General features: G+C 62.1%; 30 protein-coding genes. 21 read left to right on the top strand and 9 right to left on the bottom strand.

Going from position 1 to position 26382, the window contains the following annotated elements; genetic code table 11:
- Window positions 1-3: 3 nt before the first annotated feature.
- Window positions 4-405 carry a helix-turn-helix domain-containing protein gene (locus tag V3W39_RS06995; RefSeq protein ID WP_177076072.1) on the bottom strand — a complete coding sequence of 134 codons (402 nt, stop codon included), beginning with the start codon at window positions 403-405 and terminating at the stop codon, window positions 4-6.
- On the bottom strand, window positions 402-698 hold the full coding sequence (locus tag V3W39_RS06990) for a type II toxin-antitoxin system HigB family toxin (RefSeq protein ID WP_177076070.1): 297 nt from the start codon (window positions 696-698) through the stop codon (window positions 402-404). Before V3W39_RS06990 ends, V3W39_RS06995 begins: the two co-directional genes overlap by 4 nt.
- A gap of 236 nt (window positions 699-934) precedes the next feature.
- Between V3W39_RS06990 and trxC the strand changes: the two genes are divergently transcribed.
- Entirely contained in the window at window positions 935-1369 is a 435-nt protein-coding gene (gene trxC / locus V3W39_RS06985; protein WP_177076068.1) for a thioredoxin TrxC, read from the top strand.
- On the opposite strand, the gene V3W39_RS06980 is transcribed toward trxC, so the two are convergent.
- Together V3W39_RS06980 and V3W39_RS06975 are read right to left on the bottom strand one after the other, a co-directional pair.
- The gene (locus V3W39_RS06980; RefSeq protein WP_330212416.1) at window positions 1357-1593 is read right to left on the bottom strand and encodes a DUF6124 family protein; all 237 of its coding nucleotides are present in this window, start codon (window positions 1591-1593) and stop codon (window positions 1357-1359) included. The two genes, trxC and V3W39_RS06980, sit on opposite strands and share 13 nt — an antisense overlap.
- A gap of 302 nt (window positions 1594-1895) precedes the next feature.
- On the bottom strand, window positions 1896-2666 hold the full coding sequence (locus V3W39_RS06975) for a ParA family protein (protein ID WP_003209397.1): 771 nt from the start codon (window positions 2664-2666) through the stop codon (window positions 1896-1898).
- 347 nt (window positions 2667-3013) lie between these two features.
- On the opposite strand from V3W39_RS06975, the gene V3W39_RS06970 reads away from it, so the two are divergent.
- The 19 genes from V3W39_RS06970 to V3W39_RS06880 all read left to right on the top strand — a co-directional run bounded on the left by V3W39_RS06970 (window position 3014) and on the right by V3W39_RS06880 (window position 19297).
- Entirely contained in the window at window positions 3014-3736 is a 723-nt protein-coding gene (locus V3W39_RS06970; RefSeq protein ID WP_177041160.1) for a beta-ketoacyl synthase chain length factor, read from the top strand.
- Window positions 3712-4524, top strand: a complete 813-nt coding sequence (locus V3W39_RS06965) for a lysophospholipid acyltransferase family protein (protein ID WP_330212415.1) — start codon at window positions 3712-3714, stop codon at window positions 4522-4524. The genes V3W39_RS06970 and V3W39_RS06965 overlap by 25 nt, the downstream gene beginning before the upstream one ends.
- Window positions 4502-4771 carry a phosphopantetheine-binding protein gene (locus tag V3W39_RS06960; RefSeq protein WP_008439197.1) on the top strand — a complete coding sequence of 90 codons (270 nt, stop codon included), beginning with the start codon at window positions 4502-4504 and terminating at the stop codon, window positions 4769-4771. The genes V3W39_RS06965 and V3W39_RS06960 overlap by 23 nt, the downstream gene beginning before the upstream one ends.
- A 9-nt stretch (window positions 4772-4780) precedes the next feature.
- Window positions 4781-5035: an acyl carrier protein gene (locus V3W39_RS06955; RefSeq protein ID WP_003209389.1), complete on the top strand. Its 255-nt coding sequence runs from the start codon at window positions 4781-4783 to the stop codon at window positions 5033-5035.
- Entirely contained in the window at window positions 5032-5577 is a 546-nt protein-coding gene (locus V3W39_RS06950) for a hypothetical protein (protein ID WP_177076066.1), read from the top strand. Before V3W39_RS06955 ends, V3W39_RS06950 begins: the two co-directional genes overlap by 4 nt.
- On the top strand, window positions 5574-7244 hold the full coding sequence (locus V3W39_RS06945) for an ApeI family dehydratase (protein WP_330212414.1): 1671 nt from the start codon (window positions 5574-5576) through the stop codon (window positions 7242-7244). Before V3W39_RS06950 ends, V3W39_RS06945 begins: the two co-directional genes overlap by 4 nt.
- Window positions 7245-7429: 185 nt before the next feature.
- On the top strand, window positions 7430-8164 hold the full coding sequence (locus V3W39_RS06940; RefSeq protein ID WP_330212413.1) for a glycosyltransferase family 2 protein: 735 nt from the start codon (window positions 7430-7432) through the stop codon (window positions 8162-8164).
- Window positions 8161-9096 (top strand): LpxL/LpxP family acyltransferase, encoded by a 936-nt coding sequence (locus tag V3W39_RS06935; RefSeq protein WP_330212412.1) that lies wholly within the window; start codon window positions 8161-8163, stop codon window positions 9094-9096. Before V3W39_RS06940 ends, V3W39_RS06935 begins: the two co-directional genes overlap by 4 nt.
- Window positions 9080-10621 carry an HAL/PAL/TAL family ammonia-lyase gene (locus tag V3W39_RS06930; RefSeq protein ID WP_177076064.1) on the top strand — a complete coding sequence of 514 codons (1542 nt, stop codon included), beginning with the start codon at window positions 9080-9082 and terminating at the stop codon, window positions 10619-10621. Before V3W39_RS06935 ends, V3W39_RS06930 begins: the two co-directional genes overlap by 17 nt.
- Window positions 10614-11039, top strand: a complete 426-nt coding sequence (locus V3W39_RS06925) for an acyl-CoA thioesterase (RefSeq protein ID WP_177041146.1) — start codon at window positions 10614-10616, stop codon at window positions 11037-11039. Before V3W39_RS06930 ends, V3W39_RS06925 begins: the two co-directional genes overlap by 8 nt.
- 32 nt (window positions 11040-11071) lie before the next feature.
- Entirely contained in the window at window positions 11072-11734 is a 663-nt protein-coding gene (locus V3W39_RS06920) for an outer membrane lipoprotein carrier protein LolA (protein WP_177041522.1), read from the top strand.
- Complete coding sequence (locus V3W39_RS06915; RefSeq protein ID WP_177114263.1) at window positions 11724-14042, top strand: MMPL family transporter; 2319 nt, start codon at window positions 11724-11726, stop codon at window positions 14040-14042. Before V3W39_RS06920 ends, V3W39_RS06915 begins: the two co-directional genes overlap by 11 nt.
- Window positions 14039-14773, top strand: coding sequence for a class I SAM-dependent methyltransferase (locus V3W39_RS06910; protein ID WP_169386550.1), 735 nt, complete (start codon window positions 14039-14041; stop codon window positions 14771-14773). Before V3W39_RS06915 ends, V3W39_RS06910 begins: the two co-directional genes overlap by 4 nt.
- Window positions 14770-15255 (top strand): hypothetical protein, encoded by a 486-nt coding sequence (locus V3W39_RS06905; RefSeq protein WP_330212411.1) that lies wholly within the window; start codon window positions 14770-14772, stop codon window positions 15253-15255. The genes V3W39_RS06910 and V3W39_RS06905 overlap by 4 nt, the downstream gene beginning before the upstream one ends.
- The gene (locus V3W39_RS06900; RefSeq protein ID WP_330212410.1) at window positions 15252-16418 is read left to right on the top strand and encodes a beta-ketoacyl-[acyl-carrier-protein] synthase family protein; all 1167 of its coding nucleotides are present in this window, start codon (window positions 15252-15254) and stop codon (window positions 16416-16418) included. The genes V3W39_RS06905 and V3W39_RS06900 overlap by 4 nt, the downstream gene beginning before the upstream one ends.
- Window positions 16415-16876, top strand: a complete 462-nt coding sequence (locus tag V3W39_RS06895) for a hotdog family protein (RefSeq protein ID WP_177041139.1) — start codon at window positions 16415-16417, stop codon at window positions 16874-16876. Before V3W39_RS06900 ends, V3W39_RS06895 begins: the two co-directional genes overlap by 4 nt.
- The gene (gene fabG, locus V3W39_RS06890) at window positions 16873-17601 is read left to right on the top strand and encodes a 3-oxoacyl-ACP reductase FabG (protein ID WP_076015466.1); all 729 of its coding nucleotides are present in this window, start codon (window positions 16873-16875) and stop codon (window positions 17599-17601) included. Before V3W39_RS06895 ends, fabG begins: the two co-directional genes overlap by 4 nt.
- The gene (locus tag V3W39_RS06885) at window positions 17601-18827 is read left to right on the top strand and encodes a beta-ketoacyl-ACP synthase (protein ID WP_330212409.1); all 1227 of its coding nucleotides are present in this window, start codon (window positions 17601-17603) and stop codon (window positions 18825-18827) included. The genes fabG and V3W39_RS06885 overlap by 1 nt, the downstream gene beginning before the upstream one ends.
- Before the next feature lie 26 nt (window positions 18828-18853).
- Window positions 18854-19297, top strand: a complete 444-nt coding sequence (locus V3W39_RS06880; RefSeq protein WP_177041135.1) for a hypothetical protein — start codon at window positions 18854-18856, stop codon at window positions 19295-19297.
- Window positions 19298-19645: 348 nt separating this feature from the next.
- Here V3W39_RS06880 and V3W39_RS06875 read toward each other — a convergent pair whose 3' ends face one another.
- Complete coding sequence (locus V3W39_RS06875; RefSeq protein ID WP_177041132.1) at window positions 19646-20536, bottom strand: LysR family transcriptional regulator; 891 nt, start codon at window positions 20534-20536, stop codon at window positions 19646-19648.
- 124 nt (window positions 20537-20660) lie between these two features.
- Here V3W39_RS06875 and V3W39_RS06870 point away from each other — a divergent pair, with 124 nt between their 5' ends.
- The gene (locus tag V3W39_RS06870) at window positions 20661-21935 is read left to right on the top strand and encodes an MFS transporter (RefSeq protein WP_177076050.1); all 1275 of its coding nucleotides are present in this window, start codon (window positions 20661-20663) and stop codon (window positions 21933-21935) included.
- Window positions 21936-21963: 28 nt separating this feature from the next.
- Here the strand turns inward: V3W39_RS06870 and V3W39_RS06865 are convergent, their stop codons facing one another.
- The 4 genes from V3W39_RS06865 to V3W39_RS06850 form a co-directional block, all read right to left on the bottom strand.
- Window positions 21964-23211, bottom strand: a complete 1248-nt coding sequence (locus V3W39_RS06865; RefSeq protein WP_330212474.1) for a type II toxin-antitoxin system HipA family toxin — start codon at window positions 23209-23211, stop codon at window positions 21964-21966.
- A gap of 16 nt (window positions 23212-23227) precedes the next feature.
- Window positions 23228-23479, bottom strand: coding sequence for a helix-turn-helix transcriptional regulator (locus V3W39_RS06860; RefSeq protein ID WP_177076046.1), 252 nt, complete (start codon window positions 23477-23479; stop codon window positions 23228-23230).
- A gap of 151 nt (window positions 23480-23630) precedes the next feature.
- Window positions 23631-24698 (bottom strand): uroporphyrinogen decarboxylase, encoded by a 1068-nt coding sequence (gene hemE, locus V3W39_RS06855; protein WP_003209355.1) that lies wholly within the window; start codon window positions 24696-24698, stop codon window positions 23631-23633.
- 239 nt (window positions 24699-24937) lie between these two features.
- A complete protein-coding gene (locus V3W39_RS06850; protein ID WP_177041123.1) occupies window positions 24938-26356 on the bottom strand; it encodes an FAD-dependent oxidoreductase in 1419 nt (472 codons plus the stop codon).
- Window positions 26357-26382 lie beyond the last annotated feature (26 nt).

Genomic DNA, 26382 nt, shown 5'->3' with positions numbered 1-26382 from the left:
GAGCTAAATGAAGGTTTCCACTGAAACGCCAAAACGCTCCGCCAGCCAACGAATCTGACGCAAGTTGAGCTGGCGCTTACCGCTCAGCACTTCCGAAACGACTGATTGCGTACCAACGCCCGGCAGATCACTTTGGTTCAAGCCGTGCTCGCTCATCATTGACCGCAATACATCAACCCCACTGGCAACGGGCATCGGGCGGTGTTCAAGGTCGTAGGCCTCGATCCAGTCGCTGAGAATGTCCACCAGACTCATGAGTGGGCTGGATTCGTCCTCGCCTATCAGGTCCAACAATTCGTCGAGAGCATTGACCAACACATCATAGTCCGCCTCGCTCTTTGGTTTGCGCAGCAATGGCGAAACAAATTCCCAATGCTCGGCAGCGCGTTTAATGAGTGCACTCATTTGATTTTCTCCCTCCACCTACCTTGCTCGTATTCGCGGTGATCGAGCAGGTACTTGATATAAATTCGTTGCACCTGGTAATGCACAAAGGCGATCAGCCGGAGCTTATTGCCCCCGATATCGAACACATGAAATTGCCCTACTTTATCCGTCGCTGGAAACATTCCTTTCATCGACGCAAAGTCTGCGGGGCTGTTGCGCTTTACTCGCCGATACCACTCATCGAGCGCCGTCGCGGATCGCGGCCATTTTTCTTTCGCTTCCCAAATCCTTTTTTCGCTGATTACTCGCATGCAACATCCTTATCGCATCTTGCTATGAAGGTTAGTCTCGGCGCCCAACTATCGCAACTTGCGATAATCCAAAACAGACCAATGGCGCAATTGCGGAACAACCTCAACAGCCTAGATACAACACCTCACGTCAGCACAGGCGAAAATGTATGAGCATGAGTCATTCGCGTCGACGCTTGATAAACCTCTGCCCTGGCTCCAAATAGAACCCATTGGCCACTTTCACGGAGCCCACCATGTCCGACTCTCTCGTCATCCCCTGCCCCCACTGCAGCGGTCTTAACCGCATCCCCAATGAACGCCTGGGCGATGCGCCTAAATGCGGGCGCTGCAAGCAACCGGTGCTGTTAAGCAAACCCTTTGAGCTGAAACAGGGCGACTACGCCAGCCAGATCAAAGGCGACCTGCCGTTGCTGGTGGATGTGTGGGCCGAATGGTGCGGGCCGTGCAAGTCGTTTGCACCTGTATTTGAACAGGCTGCCGAGCAGTTGGCCGGGAAGTGCCGATTGGCCAAGCTCGATAGCGAGGCCAATCAGCAGTTATCCGCTCAGTTGGGTATTCGCTCGATTCCCAGCCTGATCCTGTTCAAGAATGGCCGGGAAGTGGCGCGTCAGAGCGGGGCGTTTCCGTTGCCGCAGTTGATGAGCTGGCTGCGCAGTCAGGGCGTTTGAGGTAGCGGGACGCCCCGGTCCATCACTTGCCCCATCAGCAATACGCCCAATTCGCTCAATTGATGAATGGCCAACGCGACATCGCGCTGCTTGCCGGTGAGGTCGTCGGAAAGGTCGAGCAAGAGGGTGGTGACTGAGGAGAAGGTTTCGTAGGTGTTGAGGATCAGGGTTTCGTTGGTTTGGCCGGGCATAACTGTGAAAAGGCTGGGGGTAGTTCTAAGCATAATCGACGCTCCTGGATTGAACGACGCCTCTCACAGGCTACTAAACCCGATCACTGAGAATTCAGCGACCGGGCAACCTTAGAGACGCCCATCCAGACGCACAAGCCGGCGGATTCTGGCGTAACTGTAGGCAACGGCGCAAGACGACGATTTCCCTGTAGGAACAAAGACCCAATGTGGGAGCTGGCTTGCCTGCGATAGCATCACCTCGGTGTAACTGACAAACCGAGTTGACTGCATCGCGGGCAAGCCCGGCTCCCACACAAGCAGGCTCCCACATGGGTTTTGTGTTGCCTGCTAAATCACGCGTTTTCCAGCAGGTTATGCAACTCCACAAACTGCTGTGTCAGCTTGTGCCGTGGGTCCAGGTGGATCAGCGGCATGTTGGCCTGGTGCGATTCACGCATGCGCACCGAGCTGGTCAGGTACACCGGCAACACCGGCAAGCCTTCGGCAATCAGTTCATCCAGCATCTGCTGCGGCAGGCTCGCCCGGGCCTGGAACTGGTTGACCACAATCCCTTCCACTTCCAGCCCTTCGTTGTGGTCTTCCTTCAATTCTTCAATCTCTGCCAGCAGGCCATACAGCGCCTGACGGGAGAAGCTGTCGCAATCGAACGGGATCAACACGCGATCAGCGGCAATCAGCGCCGAAACCGCATAAAAATTCAACGCCGGTGGCGTATCCAGGTAAATCCGGTCGTAGTCCTCGCTCAATTCATCCAGCAGCTTTCGCAGCTTGTTGATCTTGTGCTTGGCCTCAAGCTTGGGCTGCAAGTCCGCCAGTTCCGCCGTGGCGGTGATGACGTGCAGGTTGTCGAACGGGGTCTCGTAGATATCTACCTGGTTTTTCTTCGAAAACGGCCCGGAAGACAGGGTTTGCTTGAAGAAATCGGCGATACCCATAGGAATATCATCGCCGGTCAGGCCGGTGAGGTACTGGGTTGAGTTGGCCTGGGCATCGAGGTCCACCAACAGGGTTCGATAGCCTTCGCTGGCGCTGACCGCCGCCAGGTTGCAGGCGATGCTGGACTTGCCAACTCCGCCTTTTTGGTTGAACACCACGCGCCGCATGGAAAAACCTCCGTGTATCAATGAATGACCGAGTGTAGAGGGCAAAAGCGCTGGTTAGCTACCTCGTTTGTTCCTGTACTACAGCATCAGAGGCTCTATCTCGCACAACAATTTCCCGTCCGTCCGACAAAGCAGGAATTGCCTGACACCTGCTGCCCCACCTGCATGACGGACAATCTGTAATTCTTTACAACCAATTTGTAATCACTCGTGAACAATTCTTTACCAAAGTTTGCTAGAACCCCACGGCACCGGGATAATGCGCCCCACTCGGCCATTGCTCCCTGTCCCCGTATCCGGGGCCAACAGCCGCACAAGGATGCCCGCAGGGGCGGGATAACTTCTCAGTGATCAATTTCAACATCGCCCAATGGCGCGCCTGGGCCCCAGGGCTCGAAAGCGCGGACGACTGGCGCGCCTGGTGCCGGCAGCCGACGTTGCTCGCCAGCAGCGACGCTGCCCCCGATGTGTCGTTCCTGCCGGCCATGCAGCGCCGGCGCCTGAGCCGCCTGGCGCGCATGGCCTTCAGCGTGGGCTGGCCACTGGCCGAAGGCCTGCAGCAGCTGCCATTGGTGTTCGTTTCCCGTCACGGCGAAACCCCGCGCACCCTCGATATTCTCAGCGACCTGGCCAACGACGAGCCGCTGTCGCCGACCCAGTTCAGCCTGTCGGTGCACAACGCGGTGATTGGCCTGTGGTCGATCCTGCGCAATGAAACCAGCGAAATGACCGCCCTCGCCGCCGCCGGTGACGGCCTGGAGCACGGCATGCTCGAAGCTGCTGCCCTGCTCAATGAAGGCGCACCGGCTGTGTTGCTGATCATTACCGAGGAGCAGCCGCCCGAAACCTACGCCCGCTGGATCGACGACGTGCCCTTCCCCTACGCCCTCGGCCTGTTGCTGACGCCGGGCGACGAGTGGCAGCTGGAACTGAATACGGCCGCTGTCCAACCCACCACCAAAGCCCAGTGGCCCCACGCCCTGAACCTGCTGCGCACCCTGCTGAACGAACAGGGCGCCTGCCAACATGCCTGGAAGAACCGAGTATGGAACTGGCAACGCAAGCCCTGACCGAAAAGCCTCGGCAGGCCTACTACTGGCGCCTGTTCGCCACCGCTGCCGCCTTCGCCCTGTTTGGCCTCGGCGGCCTGTGCTTGCGCGTGCTGGTGTTTCCGCTGCTCAGTTGCCTGCCGGGAGATGCCAAACGGCATCAGCGGCGCGCCCGCCACACCATCAGTTGTCTGTTCTGGCTGTTTATCCGCATGATGACGCGCCTGGGCATTCTGACCTACAGCGTCGAAGGCGCCGAAAAGCTCGGCCGTCCCGGCCAGATGATCATCGCCAACCACCCGTCGCTGGTGGACGTGGTGTTCCTGATCGCCTTGATGCGCCAGACCAACTGCGTGGTCAAACAGAGCCTGTGGCAGAACCCGTTCACCCGTGGGCCGGTGCGCGACGCCGGCTACATCAGCAACGACGGCAGCGCCGACATGCTCGACGCTGCCGCCGACGCCCTGCGGGACGGCCAGACGCTGATCATTTTCCCCGAGGGCACCCGCACTTCGCCGGGCCAGGCACCGACCTTTCATCGCGGCGCCGCCGCCATTGCCTTGCGAGGTGCGAGCATCATTACTCCGGTGGTGATCAGGGTCAGCCCCACCACCCTGACCAAGGCCGAACCCTGGTATCGCATCCCCAATCGCCGTTTTCACTTCAGTTTGCGCGTGGGTGCCGATATAGAACCACAGGCGTTTGCCGCACAGGGCCCTGCGCCCCAGGCATCACGCAAGCTCAACGATTACCTGCACCAGTATTTTATTAAGGAGCTCGCCGAAGATGAGCGACCAACACCGCCTTGAGCACGACATAAAAACGCTGATCATCGAGGCCCTGGGCCTGGAAGACATCAGCGAGAGCGACATCGGCAACGAGCAAACCCTGTTCGGCGAAGGCCTTGGCCTGGATTCAGTCGACGCCCTGGAATTGGGCCTGGCAATCCAGAAAAAGTACGGCATCAAGATCGATGCCGACGCCAAGGACACCCGCAATCACTTCACCAACGTGGCCAGCCTCGCGGCGTTCGTCACGGCCCGACAGGCAGCTTGAGACCGTACCATGCAAACTCGTGACGATATTTTCAACACCTTGCGCGACGCCCTGGTGGAACTGTTTGAACTGGAACCTGAACGCGTCACGCTCGACGCCAACCTGTACCAGGACCTGGAAATCGACAGCATTGACGCAGTGGACCTGATCGACCACATCAAGCGCCAGACCGGCAAGAAAATCGCCGCCGAAGAGTTCAAGGCCGTACGCACGGTCAACGACGTGGTCGAGGCGGTCTACCGTCTGGTTCAACCGGCCGCATGAGCCGGCTGATCGGCCTTGGCCTGTTGCTGGCGGGGCTGCTGTACCCTTTTGCGGTGTATTACGGCACGGAGCATTTTGCACCGTGGCAATTCGGCCTGCTGCTGGGCAGCCTGTGGCTGTTGCGCGCCCTGACCGGCGCCAGGCGCCCGGGCAGTCGCTGGATGGCCGCAGCGATCATCGTCTTTTGCCTGATGCTCGCCTGGTTCGACAACCCGCAGATGCTGCGCTGGTACCCGAGCCTGGTCAGCGCGTTCATGTTGACGCTGTTCGGCCTGAGCCTGAAATACGGGCCGCCGATGGTCGAGCGCCTGGCCCGCATGACCGAGCCGCAATTGCCCGAGAAAGCGATTGTGTACACGCGCCAGGTCACCGTGGTGTGGAGTGTGTTTTTTCTGTGTAACGGCCTGCTCGCCGCCGCCCTCACCTTGTGGGCGCCGCTGAGTTGGTGGACGTTGTACAACGGCATGATCGCCTACGGGCTGATGGGGCTGTTGTTTGCCGTGGAATGGCTGGTACGACAAAGGGTTCGAGGCCGCGTATGAATTGGTTGAATCTTGAGCACTTGCTGCTTGAGCCTGTAGGTCAGCGTTGGGTTACCACCGAACCTGCCCTGGATCACCCACAGCTGTGGGAGAAGTGCCTGAGCCTGGCCGCCGGCTTGCAAGCCCGGGGCATCCAGCGCCTGGCCGTGCACCTGGAAGATGCCGGCTTGCTGGCGATCGCCCTGCTGGGTGCGTGGCGCGCCGGAGTCAGCGTGTTGTTGCCCGCCGACCTGCAACCCCAAACCCGCCAGCGCTGGGACGACGCCGTCGACGCCTGGCTGACCGAGGCCGGCGACCTGGACGCGCTCTATCAAGCGCCATTGAGCGCCGCTGCCCTGGACCTGGACGCCATCTGCCTGAGCCTGTGCACCTCCGGCTCCAGCGGCGAGCCCAAGCGCATCGACAAAACCCTGCGCCAGATGGCCAATGAGGTCCAGGCCCTGGAAACGCTGTGGGGCGCCGACCTGGGCGAGGCCTGCATCATCGGCAGCGTCGCCACCCAGCATATCTATGGCTTGCTGTTCCGGGTGCTTTGGCCGTTGTGTGCCGGGCGCACCTTTGTGCGCCGCCAACTGGCATTCCCCGAGGACCTGCAGCGCGCCAGCCGCGAGCATGCGCAGTTCGCCTGGGTTGCCAGCCCGGCGCTGCTCAAGCGCATGGGCGACAACCTCGACTGGCCAGCGCTCACACCGGTCAAGCGGGTGTTCTCCTCCGGCGGCGCGCTGCCCCTTGAAGCCGCCACCAGCCTGCATCAACGCTTGCAGCAATGGCCGACGGAAATCCTCGGCAGCTCGGAAACCGGCGGCATCGCCTGGCGCCAGGGCGAACAACCGTGGCAGCCGTTTGCCGATGTGCACCTGAGTCAGGACGCCGACGGCGCCTTGCGCATTGCCTCGCCGTACCTGCCCGCCGGGCATATCGAACACACTGCCGACGCCGCGAACATCCACGCCGACGGCCGCTTCGAATTGCTGGGCCGCCTGGACCGCATCGTCAAGCTGGAAGAAAAACGCATCTCCCTGCCAATGCTCGAACAGGCGCTGGCAGACCACGCCTGGGTCACCGAAACCCGCCTTGGCGTGGTGCAGGAAAACCGCGCGTCCCTCGGTGCCCTCGTGGTGCTCAGCAGCGACGGTTTGCATGCCCTGCGCAACCAGGGCCGGCGCACCGTCACCCAAGCCCTGCGCCAGCACTTGAGCCAACACTGCGAAGCCCTGGCCCTGCCCCGCCGCTGGCGCCTGTTGCGCCAATTGCCATTGAACAGCCAAGGCAAGCTGCCCCAGGCCGAGGTCGAAGCCCTGCTGCTGGCACCCCGCCCGAAAGCGCCGCAAGTGCTGGAGCAAGTCGAAGCCAACGGTGAATGGACCCTGCAACTGGCGATCCCGCCGGACCTCGCCTACTTCAGCGGCCACTTCCCGCAAACCCCGGTGCTGCCGGGTGTGGTGCAAGTGGATTGGGCGCTGAGCCTGGGCCAGCAACTGCTCAAGCTGCCGGGCCAATTCGCCGGGATGGAAGTGCTCAAGTTCCAGCAACTGGTGCGTCCGGATGACCGGATCGAACTGCACCTGCGCTTTGATCAGGAGCGCGGCAAGCTGTACTTCGCCTACCGCAATGAGACGGCGGCCTGCTCCAGTGGGCGCATTCTTTTGGAGCTGGCGAGTGAATAACCCTCTGTGGCAAATCCGCTCCCTGTGGCGAGGGAGCTTGCTCCCGCTGGAGTGCGCAGCACTCCCAACCCAGGCACTGTGGTTTATCAGACAGGTCTCGGTCGCCTGTATTGGGGCCGCTTCGCAGCCCAGCGGGAGCAAGCTCCCTCACCACAAAAAGCGCTTCTGCCAACAGGGTGCCTGTTATGCATAACCCCTGCGCCCTGATCCCGGTCTACAACCACGAGGCCGCCGTGCCCGCCGTGGTGCGCACCGTGCTGGACAGCGGCCTGCCGTGCCTGCTGGTGGACGACGGCAGCAGCCCCGCCTGCGCCGCCGTGCTGGCGCAACTGGCAACCCTCGACAACGTCTCGCTGCTGACCCTGCCCGCCAATCAGGGCAAGGGCGCCGCGGTGATGGCCGGCTTTCGCGAAGCTGCGCGCCTGGGTTTCACCCATGCCCTGCAAGTGGACGCCGACGGCCAGCACGACCTGCGGGAAGTCGGCACCTTCCTCGACGCCTCGCGCACCCACCCCAATGCGGTGATCTGCGGCTACCCGGAATACGACGACAGCGTGCCCAAGGGCCGCCTTTACGCGCGCTACCTGACCCACGTGTGGGTGTGGATCAACACCTTGTCGCTGCAAATCCGCGATTCCATGTGTGGCTTTCGCGTGTATCCCTTGCCGCCGGTATTGGCACTGATGGACTCGGCCAACATCGGCAAGCGCATGGATTTCGACTCCGACATTCTGGTGCGCCTGTCGTGGCGCAACCAGCCAATGCGCTGGCTGCCGACCCAGGTGCATTACCCCGCCGATGGCCTGTCGCACTTTCGCCTGGTGCACGACAACGCGCTGATTTCCTCGATGCACACCCGGCTGTTCTTCGGCATGTTGGTGCGCGCGCCAATGATCCTCTGGCGCCGGTGGCAGGCATGACCCAGGACACCCGGCACTGGGCCGACCGCGAAGAGCGCGGCAGCTTCTGGCTGATGAAATTCACCGCCTTCGCCGCCAAAGTCCTCGGGCGCCGGTTGCTGAGCCCGCTGCTGTACGGCATCGTTTTGTACTTCTTCCTGTTCGGCCGCACGGCCCGCCAAAGCGCCTGGCAGTACCAGCAACGCCTGGCCGACTGGGGCCAGCGCGACGACCTGCGCCCCACCCACCGGCGGGTCTTCGGCCAGTTCATGGCGTTCGCCGACGCCTTGCTGGACAAGCTCGACGTATGGAACGGCAAGCTGCGCCTGGAACAGATCGAAATCATCGACCCGGCCCAACTGCGCGGCCAGCTGCGTAGCGAACACGGGCAGATGCTGGTGGGCGCGCACTTGGGCAATCTTGAAGTGTGCCGCGCCCTCGCCGAGCTGGGGGAAAAGGTCACGATGAACGTGCTGGTGCACACCAAGCACGCCGAACGTTTCAACCGCATCCTGGGCGAAGCCGGGGCAACCAATCTGCGCCTGATCCAGGTCAGCGAACTCGACCCTGCGGTAATGATGATGCTCAGCCAGCGCCTGGACGACGGCGAGTGGCTGGCGATTGCCGGCGACCGCGTGCCGCTGCATGGAGGGCGCACGGTGCGGGTGGACTTCCTCGGCCATGACGCCGCCTTTCCCCAAGGCCCGTGGCTGCTGGCCGGCCTGCTGAAATGCCCGGTCAACCTGCTGATGTGCTTGAAGCATCAAGGCCGCTACCGCCTGATCATCGAGCCGTTCGCCCAACTGATCGAATGGAAACGCAGCGACCGCCAGCAGGTGATCGCCCAATGGACCGCCCGCTACGCCGAGCGCCTGGGCCAGTTCTGCCTGGAAGCGCCCCGACAATGGTTCAACTTTTACCCTTTCTGGAAGACCGATGACGACGCATCTTGAGCCGGTAACCTTCGGCGAACTCCCTTTGCGCATCGAAGACGTGCTGGCCCTGGCCAACCGTCAGGCGCCGACTCAATTGCAAGCCGATGCCCCGTATCGCCAGCGTATCGCCAAGGGCGCGCAGTTCCTCGATTCGTTGCTGGACAAGGAAGGCGTGATCTACGGCGTGACCACCGGCTACGGCGACTCATGCGTGGTGGCGGTGCCGCTGGAGCACGTCGAAGCGCTGCCTCGCCATCTCTACACCTTCCACGGCTGTGGCCTGGGCAAGTTGCTGGACGAGCAAGCCACCCGCGCCGTGCTGGCGGCGCGGTTGCAGTCGCTGTGCCACGGCGTTTCCGGGGTGCGCGTGGAGTTGCTGGAGCGCCTGCATGCATTCCTTGAATTCGACGTGCTGCCGCTGATTCCTGAAGAAGGCTCGGTGGGCGCCAGCGGTGATTTGACGCCGCTGTCCTACGTGGCGGCGACCTTGTCCGGTGAACGCGAAGTGATGTTCCGAGGCGAACGCCGCCAGGCCGCCGACGTGCACCGCGAACTGGGCTGGGACCCGCTGGTGCTGCGCCCGAAAGAAGCCCTGGCGCTGATGAACGGCACCGCCGTGATGACCGGCCTCGCCTGCCTGGCCTTCGCCCGCGCCGACTACCTGCTGCAACTGGCCACACGCATCACCGCGCTGAACGTGGTGGCGCTGCAAGGCAACCCGGAGCACTTCGACGAGCGCCTGTTCGCCGCCAAGCCGCACCCGGGGCAGATGCAAGTCGCCGCCTGGCTGCGCAAGGACCTCGCGATTGATGCCCCGACCGCGCCGCTGCATCGCCTGCAAGACCGTTACTCGCTGCGTTGCGCGCCCCACGTTTTGGGCGTGTTGGCCGACAGCCTGAACTGGCTGCGCTCGTTCATCGAGATCGAACTCAACAGCGCCAACGACAACCCGATCATCGACGCCGAAGAAGAACGCGTGCTGCACGGCGGCCACTTCTACGGCGGCCACATCGCGTTCGCCATGGACAGCCTCAAGACCCTGGTGGCCAACGTCGCCGACCTGCTGGACCGCCAACTCGCCCTGCTGGTGGACGTGCGCTACAACCACGGCCTGCCGAGCAATCTGTCCGGTGCGCCGGCCGAGCGGGCGATGATCAACCACGGCTTCAAGGCCGTGCAGATCGGCACCAGCGCCTGGACCGCCGAAGCGCTGAAAAACACCATGCCGGCCAGCGTGTTCTCGCGCTCCACCGAGTGCCACAACCAGGACAAGGTGAGCATGGGCACCATCGCGGCCCGCGATGCGATTCGCGTGCTGGAGCTGACCGAACAAGTCGCCGCCGCCACCTTGCTGGCCGCCAACCAGGGCGTGTGGCTGCGGGCCCAGGCGCAAGACGCCCGCCCGCTGCCGCCGGCGCTGGCCGCCATGCACATTGAGCTCGCAAAGGACTTCCCGCCGGTGATCGAAGACCGCGCACTGGAAGGCGAACTGCGCCTGTGCCTCAAGCGCATCGCCGAGCAACACTGGAGGCTGCATGCGTAGCCAGGGCGTGTTGCATTGCGACACTGAAATCCTCGTGCCGTTTTTCGATATCGACACCATGAACGTGGTGTGGCACGGGCACTACGTGAAGTACCTGGAAGTCGCCCGCTGCGCCTTGCTGGACAAGCTCGGCCACAACTACACCACGATGCTGGAGTCGGGCTACGCCTGGCCGGTGATCGATATGCAACTGCGGTATGTGCGCGGCGCGACCTTCGGCCAGACCATCAACGTGCGCGCCAGCCTGGTGGAGTGGGAGAACCGCTTGAAGGTCAATTACCTGATCAGCGACAAGGCCACCGGCGAGCGCCTGACCCGCGCCAGCACCGTGCAAGTGGCGGTAGAAATTGCCAGCCGCGAGATGCAGTTGGCCTCGCCGAAAGTATTTGTCGACGCAGTCGAGAGGGCACTGTCATGACACACCACCCTGTGGGAGCGGGCTTGCCCGCGATGGTCGTCAACGATAACGCGAGACGCCTGACACTTCTCGGCGCCCTCAGGTTCTTCGCGAGCAAGCTCGCTCCTACAAGGACCGCGTTAATGCTGTTGTTGAGTATTCCAAGTCTGGCCCACGCCTTCGACCTGCAACAACTCAGCGATCAGCTGGCAAAACCGTCAGTAATCCACGGCAACTTCATCCAGGAAAAACACCTGCGCGCCCTGCCGCAACCGCTGGTCAGCAAAGGCACTTTCGTCCTGGCCAAGGACCACGGCCTGCTGTGGCTGCTGAAAACCCCGCTGCAACAGGACTACCGCATCAGCGCCACCGGCATCGCCCGGCGTGACGCCAGCGGCTGGCAACTGCTGCCGAACAAGAGCGCCGGTGCCGAGCAGAACCGTTTGTTCCTCGCGGTTTTGCAGGGCGACAGCAGTGGCTTGCAGCGTGACTTCGAACTGCAGCTGCAAGGCGAAGCCAGCCAGTGGAAACTCACGTTGATCCCGCGTTCGCTGCTGCTCAAACAGGTCTTCACCCAGATCAATATCGACGGCGGCGAACTGGTGCAGAAGATCGAGCTGCTGGAAACCCAGGGCGACAGCACTGTATTGCGGATGCAGGACAGCACCAGCAACCAGCCATTGAGCGACGCGGAGCAACACGACTTTGCCGAGTGAACGCTGGTTGCCGCGCCTGTTTCTTATCCTGCTGGTGGCCGTGTTGGCCCTGGCGGGTTGGCAATGGCGCCATGGCGCGCCGCTGTCGGCGAACCTGATGGAACTGGTGCCCGGCACCGCGCCGGACGCGCTGGAGCTGCGCGCCGAACAGCGCATGCAGGAACCGCTGAACCGCGAAATGCTGGTGCTGGTGGGGCATGCCGACCGGCAAAAAGCCGTGGCCATGGCCCAGCAATTGGGCGAGCGCTGGCAAGCCAGCGGCCTATTTGAAAAGGTCCAGTGGAACCTCCAAGCCGACCTCCCGGCCCTGCGTCAGCAGTTGCTGCAAGGCCGGCTGGCGATGCTCTCGGCCAAGGACCGCGAGCAGTTGATCGACGAGCCCCAGGCGTTTATCCAGCAGCGGGTCCAGGCGCTGTTCGACCCGTTCACCGGCTTTAGCCTGGTGCCAAGCCAGGACGATTGGCTGGGCCTCACCGGGCGCATCCAGAACAGCCAACCGCAACACGGCTCGGTGCAACTGGATATCGGCAGCGGCGCATTGATTGCCGATGCCGACGGCAAAAGCTGGGTGCTGCTGCGGGCGCGCACCACCGGCAATGCGTTCGACATGAAACTGCCGCTGCAAGTGGCCGAATTACTCAAGGCCAGCCGCGAGCAGGCCGACCAGCAAGGCGCGCAATTGCTCGCTGCCAGCGGCCTGTTGTACGCGGCCAATGGGCAGCAGCAGGCCACGCGGGAGATCACCTGGGTTGGCGGCGGTGCGACGGTCGGGATTCTGTTGCTGTTGCTGCTGGCGTTCCGGCGCTGGCGGGTGTTGCTGGCGTTCGTGCCGGTGCTGGTGGGCATGCTGTTTGGCGCGGTGGCGTGTGTGGCGCTGTTCGGGCATATGCATGTGATCACCCTGGTGCTGGGTTCGAGCCTGATCGGCGTGGCGGTGGATTACCCGCTGCATTACCTGTCCAAGAGCTGGAGCATGAGCCCGTGGCGCAGCTGGCCGGCCTTGCGCCTGACCTTGCCGGGCCTGAGCCTGAGCCTGGCCACCAGTTGCATCGGTTACCTGGCCCTGGCGTGGACGCCCTTCCCGGCGCTGACGCAAATCGCGGTGTTCTCGGCGGCGGGCCTGGTGGGTGCTTACCTGTCGGCCGTGTGCCTGTTGCCGGCCTTGCTCAAGGGCGTCGACCTGCGTCCGGCGCAATGGCCGCTGCGCATTGCCGAGGTCCTGCTGAGCGTGCGTGAGTCGCTGCTCAAGCGCCTGCCGAGTCCGGTGCTGTTGGTACTGGTACTGGTGTTTTGCGCCGGCGGCCTGTGGCACCTGAACAGCAAGAACGATATCCGCCAATGGATCGGTGCACCGCCGCAGTTGCTGCAGGAAGCCCAGGCGGTTGCGCGGATTACCGGGTTTCAGCCCACCAGCCAGTTCTTCCTGGTGCGGGCAGACAATCAACAACAGTTGCTGGAACGCCAGGCCGCGCTGGGCCAGCGCCTGGATCAGTTGGTGAACATGGATAAGCTCCAGGGTTACCTGGCGCTCAACCAGTTGGTCAATGCGCCCGCCGAGCAACAGCAACTGCGCGAAGCCCTGAACCAGCTGCCGCAGTACTGGCAGCCATTGCTCGACCTCGGCGTGCCCGCCACCGCACTGCAAGCCGAGCTGGCCCAGTTGCAGGCCCTCCCCACCGAAGACATCGATGCAGCACTGGTCGGCCCGCTGGCCGAGCCGTGGCGCACGCTGTGGCTGGGGAATGTCGACGGCGGCGTGGCCGCAATGGTGAGCCTGCAAGGCTTGAACAACCCGGCCCTGCTACGGGTGCAGGCCCTGGATCTGCCCGGCGTGCAGTTGGTGGACCGCCTCGGCGACTTGAACCAGGTGTTTGCCGCCACGCAGATCAGCGCGGCCGAATTGAAATTGATGTCGTGCGTGTTGATCGTGCTGTTGCTGATCCTGCCGTTCGGCTTCGGCGGTGCCTTGCGCATCGTCGCCCTGCCGCTGCTGGCAGCGCTGTGCAGCCTGGCCAGCCTCGGTTGGCTGGGGCAGCCACTGACGTTGTTCAGCCTGTTCGGCCTGCTGCTGGTGACCGCCATCAGCGTCGACTACGCGATCCTGATGCGTGAACAAATTGGCGGCGCCGCCGTGAGCCTGTTGGGCACACTGCTGGCCGCCGTGACTACTTGGCTATCGTTCGGCCTGCTGGCCATTTCCAGCACGCCGGCGGTGAGTAATTTTGGGCTATCGGTGAGTTTGGGGCTGGCATTCAGCTTCATGCTGGCACCGTGGGCCGCCCCGTCAGGGACAAGGAAGAAAATATGAGCAGCCAGTATTTAAGTAAGAACTACGTCGAAGAAACCAAATTCGGCTTCTGGTTCCTGCGCAGCCACACCTGGCAGCACCATGTGCTGCGCGTGGCAATCAACGACCTGCGCAGCCTGTTCAGCGACCCGCTGCCGGTCGCTCCGGTGCTGCTGGACGCCGGCTGCGGCCAGGGCAAATCGTTCCAGTACCTGCAGCAGGTGTTCGCCCCCGAGCGCCTGATCGGCCTGGACGCTGACCCCCACAGCCTCGACCTGAGCCGAGCAGAAGCCGCGCGCCAGGGATTATCCATCGAGTTGATCGGCAGCGATTGCGCGACCCTCGATGTGCCCGACGCCAGTGTCGATGTGCTGTTCTGTCACCAGACCTTCCATCACCTGGTGGAACAACATCGCGCGCTGAAAGAGTTCTACCGGGTGCTCAAGCCGGGCGGCTATTTGCTGTTCGCCGAATCCACCGAAGCTTATATCGACACCTGGGTAATCCGCTGGCTGTTCCGTCACCCGATGCATGTGCAGAAAAGCGCAGAAGAGTACCTTGAGATGATCCGCGAGCAGGGCTTTGAGTTCGGCCCGCAGAACGTCTCGTACCCGTACCTGTGGTGGAGCCGCGCCACCGATTTCGGCCTGCTTGAACGCTGGGGCCTGCGCCAGCCGCCACCGGCCGGCCAGCGCGAAGAAACCCTGGTCAACGTGGTCGCCCGCAAACCTTTAGCGAGCCCTGAAACATGATCCGAATGCTGTTGATCGGCTGCCTGTTGCTGCTGAGCGCCTGCGCCAGCCAGCCGCCATTGCCGTCGAAAAACCCGGTGCTGAGCCTGCCGCTGCAACTGCACGTGCAGCGTGAACAGGACGGCCAGCGCCAGGACTGGTTGCTGGTGATGCAGCGCGAAGGCGGCGGGATTCGCTGGTCGATGATGGACCCGCTGGGCATTCCCCAGGCCCGCCAGAAGCTGGTCAACGGCGCCTGGCAGGCCGACGGTCTGCTGCCGCCCAATCCCCAGGCCCGGGAGCTGTTTGCCGCGCTGCTGTTTGCCCTGACTTCGGCGGATGAAGTGTCGGCGCTGTACCCCGGCACCCAGGAAATGGACCTGACCCGTACCCTGCCGTCCCACTGGAAGATCACCTATCACTCCTCCCTGGTGTTTCGCGTGGACGTGATTGGGCAGCAACACCTGAGCTACCGCATCTCGCCCCTTGAGGCCGCCCGATGACCGCCTACCTCAACGCCCTCGGCGTGATCTGCGCCCTGGGCCGCGACAAGCGCGAAGTCAGCCGCAACCTGTTTGCCGGCGACTGCTCCGGCATGCGCGCCGAAAGCGGCTGGGTGCCGGAGCGTGTGCTGCCGGTGGCGGGCGTGAAGGGTGAACTGGCGGCCCTCCCGGCCGGGCTGGAATCCCATCACAGCCGCAATAACCAGCTGTTGCTGGAAGCGGCGTTGCAGATTGACGACGAGATCCGCCAAGCGATCCAGACCTTCGGTGCATCGCGCATCGGTATCGTGCTCGGCACCAGCACCTCGGGCATCGATGAAGCCAGCCGGGGTATCGCCCATTACCTGCGGGAGAAGCAGTTCCCCGGCGACTACGACTACCAGCAACAGGAGCTCGGCGCCCCGGCCAATTTCCTCGCCGACTGGCTGCAACTGAGCGGCCCGGCCTATGTGATTTCCACCGCCTGCACCTCCAGCGCCCGGGCGCTGATGAGTGCCCAGCGCCTGCTGGACCTTGGGGTGTGCGATGCAGTGATCTGCGGTGGCGTCGACACGCTGTGCAAGCTGACCCTCAATGGCTTTTCGTCGCTGGAAGCGGTCTCGGCAGAGCGCTGCAACCCGTTTTCGGTGAACCGCAACGGCATCAATATCGGTGAAGCCGCCGTGCTGTTCCTGATGAGCAAAACCGCGGCGCCGGTCGCACTACTGGGCAGTGGCGCCAGTTGCGACGCCCACCATATTTCGGCCCCCGAACCCACCGGCAAGGGCGCGCTGCAGGCGATGCGCAAGGCCCTGGCCAGCGCAAAACTGGCGCCTGCTCAGATCGGCTACCTGAACCTGCACGGCACCGCCACGCAACACAACGACGCCATGGAAGCCCTGGCGGTCGCGGCGCTGTTCCCGGACGGCGTAGCCTGCTCGTCGACCAAACCCATGACCGGCCACACCCTCGGCGCCGCCGGTGCGCTGGAAGCGGCGTTCTGCTGGCTGAGCCTCGACGAAGGTGGAGTGCCGCCCCACGTCTGGGATGGCCAGGCCGACCCGGCACTGCCCGTATTGAAGTGGGCGTCGCCCGGCGATGCTCTGGAAAAACGCTGCCTGATGAGCAACTCGTTTGCCTTCGGCGGCAACAACGTCAGCCTGATTATCGGAGACGCCCCATGATTGACTGGCCGCTCGCCGAACTGCTGCCTCACGCCGGTGACATGATCCTGATCGATCAGGTCCTGAGCTTTGATGAAGAACAGATTCACACCCGTCTGACGGTCAAGCCCGACGGTCTTTTCAACCGCACCGACGGCAGCCTGCCCGCGTGGGTCGGGATTGAGCTGATGGCGCAAAGCGTCGCCGCCTACGCCGGTTGCCGCGCACGCCAGAAAGGCGAAGCCGTGGAATTGGGCTTCCTGCTGGGCACGCGCAAATTCGAGTGCAACGTCGAGCACTTTCCCGCCGGCAGCGAGCTGACCATCCACGGCCTGCGCTCCCTGGAAGACGACAACGGCATGGGTGTGTTCGAATGCCACCTCACCGGCGACGGTATCCAGGCGAGTGCACGCCTGAACGTATTTCGACCGCCCCAGGCGGCCAACTATTTAGATGAATCGAAGGACACCACGCCATGACTGAATCCGTATTGGTGACCGGCTCCAGCCGTGGCATCGGCCGCGCTATCGCGTTGCGCCTGGCCCAGGCCGGGCACGACATCGTGCTGCATTGCCGCAGCGGGCGTGCCGAGGCGGATGCAGTACAGGTCGAAATCGAAGCGCTGGGTCGCAAGGCCCGAGTGTTGCAATTCGATGTGGCCGACCGCGCCAGCTGCAAGGAAATTCTTGAAGCAGATGTGGAAGCACACGGCGCGTATTACGGCGTGGTGCTCAACGCCGGGCTGACCCGCGACGGGGCGTTCCCGGCGCTGTCGGAAGACGACTGGGACGTGGTGATGCGCACCAACCTCGACGGGTTCTACAACGTGCTGCACCCGGTGATGATGCCGATGATTCGTCGTCGCGCCGCCGGACGCATCGTGTGCATCACGTCGGTGTCCGGGCTGATCGGCAACCGTGGCCAGGTCAACTACAGCGCCTCCAAGGCCGGTTTGATCGGCGCCGCCAAAGCCCTGGCCATCGAGCTGGGCAAGCGCAAGATCACCGTCAACTGCGTGGCTCCCGGGCTGATAGACACCGCGATGCTGGATGAAAACGTGCCCGTGGAAGAACTGATGAAAATGATCCCGGCCCAGCGCATGGGCACCCCCGAAGAAGTCGCCGGGGCGGTGAATTTCCTGATGTCGGCGGAAGCCGGCTACATCACCCGCCAGGTACTGGCCGTGAATGGAGGCCTGTGCTGATGAAGCGCGTGGTGGTCACCGGCATGGCCGGCGTTACGTCCCTGGGCAGCGATTGGGCAACCATCGCCGCCAACTTCCGCGCCAACCGCAGCGGTATCCGGCGCATGGACGAGTGGGATCGCTTCACCGAACTGAATACGCGGCTGGCCGGGCCGATCGATGATTTCGTGGTGCCCGCCCACTGGACCCGCAAGCAACTGCGCAGCATGGGCCGGGTTTCCCGCCTGGCGGTGTGGGCGGCAGAACAGGCGCTGAAAGACGCCGGTCTACTGGGCGACGAGTCGATCAAGGACGGACGCATGGGCGTGGCCTGTGGCTCGTCCACCGGCAGCACCGACGAGATCAAGGCCTTCGGCAATATGCTGCTGAACTCGGTGGCCGAGGGGCTGAACGCCAACTCCTACGTGCGGATGATGCCCCACACCACGGCGGCGAATATCAGCATCTTCTTTGGCCTCACCGGCCGGCTGATCCCCACGTCCAGCGCCTGCACCAGCGGCAGCCAGGGCATCGGCTACGCCTATGAAGCCATCAAGTTCGGCCGCCTGCCGCTGATGCTGGCAGGTGGCGCCGAGGAGCTATGCCCCACCGAAGCCATGGTCTTCGATGCCTTGTACGCCACCAGCCTGAAAAACGACGCCCCGCAAACCAGCCCGCGCCCCTACGACAGTGGCCGTGACGGCCTGGTGATCGGCGAAGGTGGCGGCATGCTGGTACTCGAAGAGCTGGAACACGCACTGGCCCGTGGCGCGTATATCCATGCCGAAATCGTCGGCTTCGGCAGCAACGCCGACGGCCAGCACACCACCCGCCCCGAACAGAAAACCATGCGCCGCGCCATGGAGCTGGCCCTGGAAGACGCAGGGCTGCAACCCGACGCCATCGGCTATGTGAACGGGCATGGCACTGCCACCGACCAGGGCGACATCGCCGAAACCCTGGCCACCAGCAGCCTGTTCGGCAGCCGCATGCCCATCAGCTCCCAGAAGAGTTTCCTCGGGCATACCCTGGGCGCGTGCGGCGCGCTGGAGTCATGGTTCAGCATCGAAATGATGAACCGCGACCAATACGTGCACACCTTCAACCTCGACCACATCGACCCGCGCTGCGGCGAGCTGGACTACCTGCAAGGCGAATTCCGCGAGCTGCACAGCGACTACGTGATGAACAACAATTTTGCCTTTGGCGGCGTCAACACTTCGCTGATTTTCCGCCGCTGGGCGTAAGTTTTTTTACTGACTGGAGAAATGGAATGTCTTCCCTGCTACGCGCAACACTGGTTGCTTTGGCCCTGCTCACCACCGCTGGCTGCACCAACAAACCGGTGCTCAACACCCAGCACGACTTGCCGGCGAACCCGCAGGTCAACGAAGAAAAAATGAAGCAGACCATCGTGGCTGCCCTGAACAAACGCGAATGGGTGGTGCAGCGCCTGAGCCCGCAACTGGTACAGGCCGAGATCAACGTGCGTAACCAGTACCACGCTGAAATCGACATCCGCTACACGGCCACCAGCTACGCCATCACCTACCGCGACAGCCGCGACCTGGGCTACAAGGACGGCAAGATTCACCGCAACTACAACCGTTGGGTGAGCATGCTGGACCGGGACATTCTGGCGGCGCTGCGCACCAATGGTGTGAGTGACAACGGGTCGGCGGCACAGTTGTTCCAGCAGACAGGGACTTCGAAGTAGAACTGAAATACCAGAAACGACAAAGGGCGCCTTTCGGCGCCCTCTTCACAAACAGGTTGGCTTGTCATCGCCGGTTCCTGCCTGGCTCTGCGATGGCTGGTTGCCCAGGATCCTCAGAGTCTCACAAGCCCCTTTCGGGAACTCGGCCAGTATGCCTGAAAACCTGCACCCGGCAATCGGTGGCAAAGCGCCTTGCCTTGCGAAGATCAAAGGTGGGAGCTGTCGAGCTTTAGCGAGGCTGCGATGGCGTCGGCACTATCAACATTGATGTTGCCTGACCTACCGCTATCGCAGCCTCGCTAAAGCTCGACAGCTCCCACACTGGATTTACATCGTCCATGGCTTGACCTACTGCCCACTCGCCACAAGCAGCTCAACAAACGCTTTCGCCATCGGCGTCTGCTGGCCCTTGCGCTGCACCAGCCACACCGCCGTCACCGCTTCCTGGTCCAGCAAGGTTCGGTAAACCACGCCATCGATGCGGATCCGCTGATACGACGCCGGCAGCACCGAAACACCCAACCCCGCCGCCACCAGGCCGATGATGGTCATCGCCTCCCCGGCCTCTTGGGCAAAGTGCGGGCTGAAGCCGGCATCCCGTGCCAGGTTCAGCAACTGGGCATACAAGCCGCTGCCATAAGTGCGCGGGAAAAATACAAACGGCTCTTCGGCCAATTGCGCCAGGTGCAGCCCGCGCTCGCTGCCTTCCACCAACGGATGCCCGGCATTCAGCACCGCCACCAAGGGTTCGCGCATCAGTTCCACGACGCTCAGGGAATCCGGCAACGGCAACGGCCGCATCAATCCCACCTGTATCGACTCATCCACCAGCGACTCGGCGACTTCCGTACTGCTCATCTCCTGTAGATTCAGATGCACCGCCGCAAATGCCTGGCGAAACGCGAAGATCGCCTGTGGGATGCTGGAGTTGAACGGCGCGGAAGACGTGAAGCCAATCTTCAGCTCACCCAATTCCCCCAACTGCGCCCGACGCGCCACGTCCGCCGCTTTGTCCACCTGCGCCAGCACCAGACGCGCCTCTTGCAGGAACAGCCTGCCCGCTTCGCTCAGCTCGACCCGACGATTGGTACGCTCAAACAGCCGTGCGCCAATCTCCTGCTCCAGCGCCTGGATCTGCTGGCTCAGGGGCGGCTGGGAGATCCCCAGCACCTGCGCGGCGCGGCCAAAGTGCAGCTCTTCAGCCACGGCGATGAAGTAACGCAGGTGGCGCAATTCCATGAAAGCCTCATTAGGTCGTAAAAGCTCTTAAACAGGTCGAACAATATATTGGAAAGAATCATTAGCGAGCTATATTCTTTTTTGCATTGCCGCCCTGGCAGCCTTTTCCTCTCCGAGGTCCCGCGTGAAATCTGCTGTCGCTCCGCTCGCTCAAGAAGTACCGCCCACCGCCCTCGATGAGGTGGTGGCACAGCTCAACGAGCAGTTCATCGAAAAAGGCACCCCGATGTTCATGCGCACGGTGCTGGCGCTGTTTTCCGGTGGTTTCGCCACCTTCGCCCTGCTCTACTGCGTGCAGCCGATGATGCCGGCGCTGTCCCACGAATTTTCCATCAATGCCGCGCAAAGCAGCCTGATTCTCTCGGTGGCTACCGGCATGCTCGCCATTGGCCTGCTGATCACCGGGCCGATTTCCGACACCCTGGGACGAAAGCCGGTGATGGTGGCCGCGCTGTTCTGTGCCGCGCTGTGCACCATTGCCAGCGGCCTGATGCCGAGCTGGGAAGGCATCCTGCTGATGCGCGCACTGGTGGGCCTGTCCCTCAGCGGCCTGGCAGCGGTGGCCATGACCTACCTGAGCGAAGAGATCCACCCGCAACACATCGGCCTGGCCATGGGCCTGTACATCGGCGGCAACGCCATTGGGGGGATGAGCGGGCGCTTGATCATCGGTGTCTTGATCGACTTCGTCAGCTGGCACACCGCAATGCTGATCATCGGCGCCCTGGCGCTGATCGCGGCCACGGTGTTCTGGAAAATCCTCCCCGAATCGCGCAACTTCCGCGCCAGCACCCTGCGCCCGCGCAGCCTGATCGACGGCTTCACCATGCACTTCAAGGATGCCGGCCTGCCGTGGCTGTTCCTCGAAGCCTTCGTGCTGATGGGCGCCTTTGTGACGATGTTCAACTACATCGGCTATCGCCTGCTGGCCGACCCATACGATTTGAGCCAGGCCGTGGTGGGTTTGCTGTCGCTGGTGTACCTCTCGGGCATCTACAGCTCGGCCAAAATCGGCTCCCTGGCCGACCGCCTGGGCCGCCGTCGCGTGCTGTGGGGCACCATCGTGCTGATGCTCGGCGGCATCGCCCTGACCCTGTTCACCCCGCTGTGGCTGGTGGTGCCCGGCATGCTGATCTTCACCTTCGGCTTCTTCGGCGCCCACTCCGTGGCCAGCAGCTGGATCGGCCGCCGCGCACTGAAAGCCAAGGGGCAGGCGTCGTCGCTGTACCTGTTCAGCTATTACGTGGGATCGAGCATTGCAGGCACCGCGGGTGGTTTCTTCTGGCACTACGCCGGCTGGAACGGGATTGGCGGGTTTATCGTCGCGCTGTTGATCGTCGCGTTGCTGGTGGCGTTGAAACTGGCGAAGTTGCCGCCGTTGCAGGAAGCCAGGGCTTAGTTAAGCCGTGCCCCATAAAAGAGCCGCATCACTGCGGCTTTTTCACAACAGGCTTTCGTTTCATCCCAGGCCTCACCGAATCATGAAGCGCCATGGCACGCCCTGCATCCCATTCCGCCTGCATCGCTGAAAAAAGCTGCGCATCGATTCGTGATTGATGCGTGACCAACGCCTGCGACATCGCCTGCGCAACTTGCTCAATGATCAACGCCGGTTTTTCTACAGCACAGTGCTTACGCCCGAATTCAATCAGTTGCTGGCGATCGGGATAGGTCTTCACCTTGTTCATCTTGATTGCCAATGTTCGGTCAACCAGTGAGCGGCCTGACTTCGGGTTGTAATTCTCATACACCGTAGTCGTGGTGACATCGAACACCGGCGCCAGTTGCACCGTTTCGCGAGCCTCTGGATGGGTGTAAGTCACCCCGAAATTTTTCAGGTGAGCATCACCGTTACGCACCATGACCGACAGGCAGACGGAAGAGAAAAACCGTTCAAGCTCGCGCAACGGGTCCCCATATCGGCAGACTTCATTGATCACCGCCGCAAGGGTTTCATAACTCTGGGAGTACTTGTAATTGTCATGCGGGTCTTTGTTGAGGCTCAGCAGAACGGCCATGTCTTCGAAGCCCAACCTGCCGCTGGGGGTCAGGTCGAAACGCTCCATGACAAATAGATCACCCCTTTCGGAAAGCCAGAAAGGAGGCGTCTCCAGACCTGCCATCCTGGCCGCCTCCAGGCAAAGGAACTCATTCTGTGCCAAGTGGGCATACTCGTCAGCACCGGACTTTACGATAAGGTCGGAGCTGAGCATGGTTTTGCGGCTGCCGGTCAGCTTGTCCAGATCCGGCACCAGCACCTTGGGCTGCACGCCCGAAATTCCTGATTCGAAATAGGTATCGACCAGAAACTCAAAAACACCTCGGGAAGTATCTGCCGAGAGAATTTCATGGAGTCCGACCTGTGCACGAACGGCTACCGATGGCTCAGCGGGATTCTGGTAGGTGAGCCGCCCAATCTGATTACCACCGATGACCGATAACAGGCGCATTTCATCCACCTGCATATGCTTGGCCATCCGCCGTTTTATCTGATCGGCCAGAAACCCTTCCGGCACGTTCATATCGAAAATCGGATGCAGCACGTTACTGACCGACGGCGTCGGGTCATAGGGCATGACCAATGACACTTCCCGCGCGGGCTCGGCAGAATCGTAAGAAAAAGCGAACTGCGAGCCTTTCGACAATTCGCCGCAATGCCCTTGTGGGGTCATCACGTTGAGCAACTTGACCCTACTCATCATGTTCTACCAGGTCGGCAAGGGATTTGAGGTCGATGCGTTTATCCACCACTTCCAAAGCCATTCCCAATGCCGCGGTAACCCGGAATACCGAATACATTGCTACGTTTTCGCCCGCCTCAAGGCCAATGATGGTCTTGCGGTTGCACTTGGCCTTGGTCGCAAGCTGTTCCTGGCTATAGCCTTTGGCGCGACGCAACTGGCGTATTCTCTCGCCTAGAGCGGTTGGATTCGCGATGAGCATAATGTTACCTATAACGGACATTTTTAACTGATATGTCGATTATGTCCTTCATTACGGACATTTCAACCATCATACGACTGCCGGTGCTCTCGCAAAAAATATCACCCACAAAAAAGCCCGGCATCTGCCGGGCTTTTTCATTGCCGCCTTATCACTCGTGATACTGCGCCGACAATTCATGCACCGCCCGCAGGAACGCGCCTGCGTGCTCCGGATCAACTTCCGGGGTAATGCCGTGGCCAAGGTTGAACACGTGACCGCTGCCTTTGCCGTAGCTGGCGAGGATACGCCCGACTTCAGCGCGGATGGCTTCCGGCTTGGCGTACAGCACGGTCGGGTCCATGTTGCCTTGCAGCGCTACCTTGTTGCCTACGCGGCGACGGGCTTCGCCGAGGTCGCAGGTCCAGTCCAGGCCCAGCGCGTCAGCACCGGCGTCGGCGATGCTTTCCAGCCACAGGCCACCGCCCTTGGTGAACATGATGACCGGCACTTTGCGGCCTTCGTGCTCGCGGATCAGGCCGCTGACGATTTTGCGCATGTAGGCCAGGGAGAATTCCTGGTACGCCGCCGCCGACAGGTTGCCGCCCCAGGTGTCGAAGATCTGCACCGCTTGCGCGCCGGCCATGATCTGGCCGTTGAGGTAGGAAGTGACCGACTGCGCCAGCTTGTCCAGCAGCAGGTGCATGGCCTGCGGGTTGTCGTAGAGCATGGCCTTGGTCTTGCGGAAGTCTTTCGACGAACCGCCTTCGACCATGTAGGTGGCCAGGGTCCACGGGCTGCCGGAGAAGCCGATCAGCGGCACGCGGCCGTTCAGCTCGCGGCGGATGGTGCTGACGGCGTCCATCACATAGCCCAGGTCCTTGTGAGGATCGGGGATCGGCAGGGCTTCGATGTCGGCCAGGGTGCTGACGACTTTCTTGAAGCGCGGGCCTTCGCCGGTTTCGAAGTACAGGCCTTGGCCCATGGCGTCAGGGATGGTCAGGATATCGGAGAAGAGGATGGCCGCATCCAGCTGTGGATAGCGGTCCAGCGGTTGCATGGTGACTTCGCAGGCGAACTCCGGGTTCATGCACAGGCTCATGAAGTCGCCGGCGTGGGCGCGACTGGCGCGGTATTCCGGCAGGTAGCGACCGGCCTGGCGCATCATCCACACAGGGGTGACGTCCACGGGTTGCTTGAGCAGGGCACGAAGGAAACGGTCGTTCTTGAGGGCAGTCATGTCGGCATCCGCAAAAAAAGTGCGGGCATTTTCTCAGAGCGCGACGCAAAAGGCACGGCAAGAGCCGTGCCTTTTGTCTATCGGGTCAATTTGTCGCAATGACTGGCATCACAAACCCCAATGTGGAATGGGGTTTGTGTGGGAGCTGGCTTGCCTGCGATGGCGGTGGTGAATTCAACATCGCTATCGCAGGCAAGCCAGCTCCCACATTTTGATCCCATTTCAACCCGGGATTGGGGTCAGACTTGCAGGTAATCCAGGATCCCTTCAGCAGCATTGCGCCCTTCGAAGATCGCGGTTACCACCAAATCAGAACCGCGAACCATGTCGCCACCGGCGAAGATTTTCGGGTTGCTGGTCTGGTGCTTGTACTGGCCTTGTTCCGGGGCTACCACGCGGCCCTGGCTGTCGGTCTGGATTTCGAACTGCTCGAACCACGATGCCGGGCTTGGGCGGAAGCCGAAGGCGATGACCACGGCGTCTGCCGGGATGATCTCTTCGGAACCCGGGATCGGCTCAGGGCTGCGACGGCCACGGGCGTCCGGTTCGCCGAGACGGGTCTCGACCACTTTCACGCCTTCGACACGGTCTTCACCGACGATAGCGATCGGCTGGCGGTTGTAGAGGAATTTCACGCCTTCTTCCTTGGCGTTCTTCACCTCTTTGCGCGAACCCGGCATGTTGGCTTCGTCACGACGGTAGGCACAGGTCACCGACTTGGCGCCCTGGCGAATCGAAGTACGGTTGCAGTCCATCGCGGTATCACCACCGCCCAGCACCACGACCTTCTTGCCTTTCATGTCGACGAAATCTTCCGGCGACTTTTCAAAGCCCAGGTTGCGATTGACGTTGGCGATCAGGAAGTCGAGCGCGTCATACACGCCCGGCAGGTCCTCACCGGCAAAGCCGCCCTTCATGTAGGTGTAGGTGCCCATGCCCATGAACACGGCATCGTATTCTTCGAGCAGTTGCTCCATGGTCACGTCCTTGCCGATTTCGGTATTGAGGCGGAACTCGATACCCATGCCGGTGAAGACTTCGCGACGATGGCTCAGTACGGTTTTTTCCAGCTTGAACTCGGGGATGCCGAAGGTCAGCAGGCCACCGATTTCCGGGTTCTTGTCGAACACCACCGGGGTCACGCCGCCACGCACCAGTACGTCGGCGCAGCCCAGGCCCGCCGGGCCCGCGCCGATGATCGCGACGCGCTTGCCGGTCGGCTTGACCTTGGACATGTCCGGACGCCAGCCCATGGCGAACGCAGTGTCGGTGATGTACTTCTCCACCGAACCGATGGTCACCGCGCCGAAGCCGTCGTTGAGGGTGCACGCGCCCTCGCACAGACGGTCCTGCGGGCACACCCGGCCGCACACTTCCGGCAAGGTGTTGGTCTGGTGCGACAGCTCGGCGGCGGCGAGGATGTTGCCCTCGGCCACCAATTTGAGCCAGTTGGGAATGAAGTTGTGCACCGGGCACTTCCATTCGCAATACGGGTTACCGCAACCCAGGCAGCGGTGGGCCTGATCGGCCGAGTGCTGGGGTTTGAAGGGTTCGTAGATTTCCACGAACTCTTTCTTGCGTTGACGCAACAGTTTCTTCTTCGGATCTTTGCGCCCGACATCGATGAACTGGAAGTCGTTATTCAGACGTTCAGCCATGTTAAAACCTCATCAAACTCTTCAGG

Origin of the sequence: Pseudomonas sp. Z18(2022), from assembly GCF_036346535.1 — a bacterium.
In the GTDB taxonomy this organism is placed as follows: domain Bacteria; phylum Pseudomonadota; class Gammaproteobacteria; order Pseudomonadales; family Pseudomonadaceae; genus Aquipseudomonas; species Aquipseudomonas yamanorum_A.
Note: the sequence above shows the minus strand (reverse complement) of the source record. Positions and strands in the feature narration are given on the sequence as shown.

Bases quoted from the DNA above. Each gene is read 5' to 3' on its own strand.
- V3W39_RS06995 (WP_177076072.1), bottom strand. From the start codon at position 405: ATGAGTGCACTCATTAAACGCGCTGCCGAGCATTGGGAATTTGTTTCG.
- V3W39_RS06990 (WP_177076070.1), bottom strand. From the start codon at position 698: ATGCGAGTAATCAGCGAAAAAAGGATTTGGGAAGCGAAAGAAAAATGG.
- trxC (WP_177076068.1), top strand. From the start codon at position 935: ATGTCCGACTCTCTCGTCATCCCCTGCCCCCACTGCAGCGGTCTTAAC.
- V3W39_RS06980 (WP_330212416.1), bottom strand. From the start codon at position 1,593: ATGCTTAGAACTACCCCCAGCCTTTTCACAGTTATGCCCGGCCAAACC.
- V3W39_RS06975 (WP_003209397.1), bottom strand. From the start codon at position 2,666: ATGCGGCGCGTGGTGTTCAACCAAAAAGGCGGAGTTGGCAAGTCCAGC.
- V3W39_RS06965 (WP_330212415.1), top strand. From the start codon at position 3,712: ATGGAACTGGCAACGCAAGCCCTGACCGAAAAGCCTCGGCAGGCCTAC.
- V3W39_RS06960 (WP_008439197.1), top strand. From the start codon at position 4,502: ATGAGCGACCAACACCGCCTTGAGCACGACATAAAAACGCTGATCATC.
- V3W39_RS06955 (WP_003209389.1), top strand. From the start codon at position 4,781: ATGCAAACTCGTGACGATATTTTCAACACCTTGCGCGACGCCCTGGTG.
- V3W39_RS06950 (WP_177076066.1), top strand. From the start codon at position 5,032: ATGAGCCGGCTGATCGGCCTTGGCCTGTTGCTGGCGGGGCTGCTGTAC.
- V3W39_RS06945 (WP_330212414.1), top strand. From the start codon at position 5,574: ATGAATTGGTTGAATCTTGAGCACTTGCTGCTTGAGCCTGTAGGTCAG.
- V3W39_RS06940 (WP_330212413.1), top strand. From the start codon at position 7,430: ATGCATAACCCCTGCGCCCTGATCCCGGTCTACAACCACGAGGCCGCC.
- V3W39_RS06935 (WP_330212412.1), top strand. From the start codon at position 8,161: ATGACCCAGGACACCCGGCACTGGGCCGACCGCGAAGAGCGCGGCAGC.
- V3W39_RS06930 (WP_177076064.1), top strand. From the start codon at position 9,080: ATGACGACGCATCTTGAGCCGGTAACCTTCGGCGAACTCCCTTTGCGC.
- V3W39_RS06925 (WP_177041146.1), top strand. From the start codon at position 10,614: ATGCGTAGCCAGGGCGTGTTGCATTGCGACACTGAAATCCTCGTGCCG.
- V3W39_RS06920 (WP_177041522.1), top strand. From the start codon at position 11,072: ATGGTCGTCAACGATAACGCGAGACGCCTGACACTTCTCGGCGCCCTC.
- V3W39_RS06910 (WP_169386550.1), top strand. From the start codon at position 14,039: ATGAGCAGCCAGTATTTAAGTAAGAACTACGTCGAAGAAACCAAATTC.
- V3W39_RS06905 (WP_330212411.1), top strand. From the start codon at position 14,770: ATGATCCGAATGCTGTTGATCGGCTGCCTGTTGCTGCTGAGCGCCTGC.
- V3W39_RS06900 (WP_330212410.1), top strand. From the start codon at position 15,252: ATGACCGCCTACCTCAACGCCCTCGGCGTGATCTGCGCCCTGGGCCGC.
- V3W39_RS06895 (WP_177041139.1), top strand. From the start codon at position 16,415: ATGATTGACTGGCCGCTCGCCGAACTGCTGCCTCACGCCGGTGACATG.
- fabG (WP_076015466.1), top strand. From the start codon at position 16,873: ATGACTGAATCCGTATTGGTGACCGGCTCCAGCCGTGGCATCGGCCGC.
- V3W39_RS06885 (WP_330212409.1), top strand. From the start codon at position 17,601: ATGAAGCGCGTGGTGGTCACCGGCATGGCCGGCGTTACGTCCCTGGGC.
- V3W39_RS06880 (WP_177041135.1), top strand. From the start codon at position 18,854: ATGTCTTCCCTGCTACGCGCAACACTGGTTGCTTTGGCCCTGCTCACC.
- V3W39_RS06875 (WP_177041132.1), bottom strand. From the start codon at position 20,536: ATGGAATTGCGCCACCTGCGTTACTTCATCGCCGTGGCTGAAGAGCTG.
- V3W39_RS06860 (WP_177076046.1), bottom strand. From the start codon at position 23,479: ATGCTCATCGCGAATCCAACCGCTCTAGGCGAGAGAATACGCCAGTTG.
- hemE (WP_003209355.1), bottom strand. From the start codon at position 24,698: ATGACTGCCCTCAAGAACGACCGTTTCCTTCGTGCCCTGCTCAAGCAA.
- V3W39_RS06850 (WP_177041123.1), bottom strand. From the start codon at position 26,356: ATGGCTGAACGTCTGAATAACGACTTCCAGTTCATCGATGTCGGGCGC.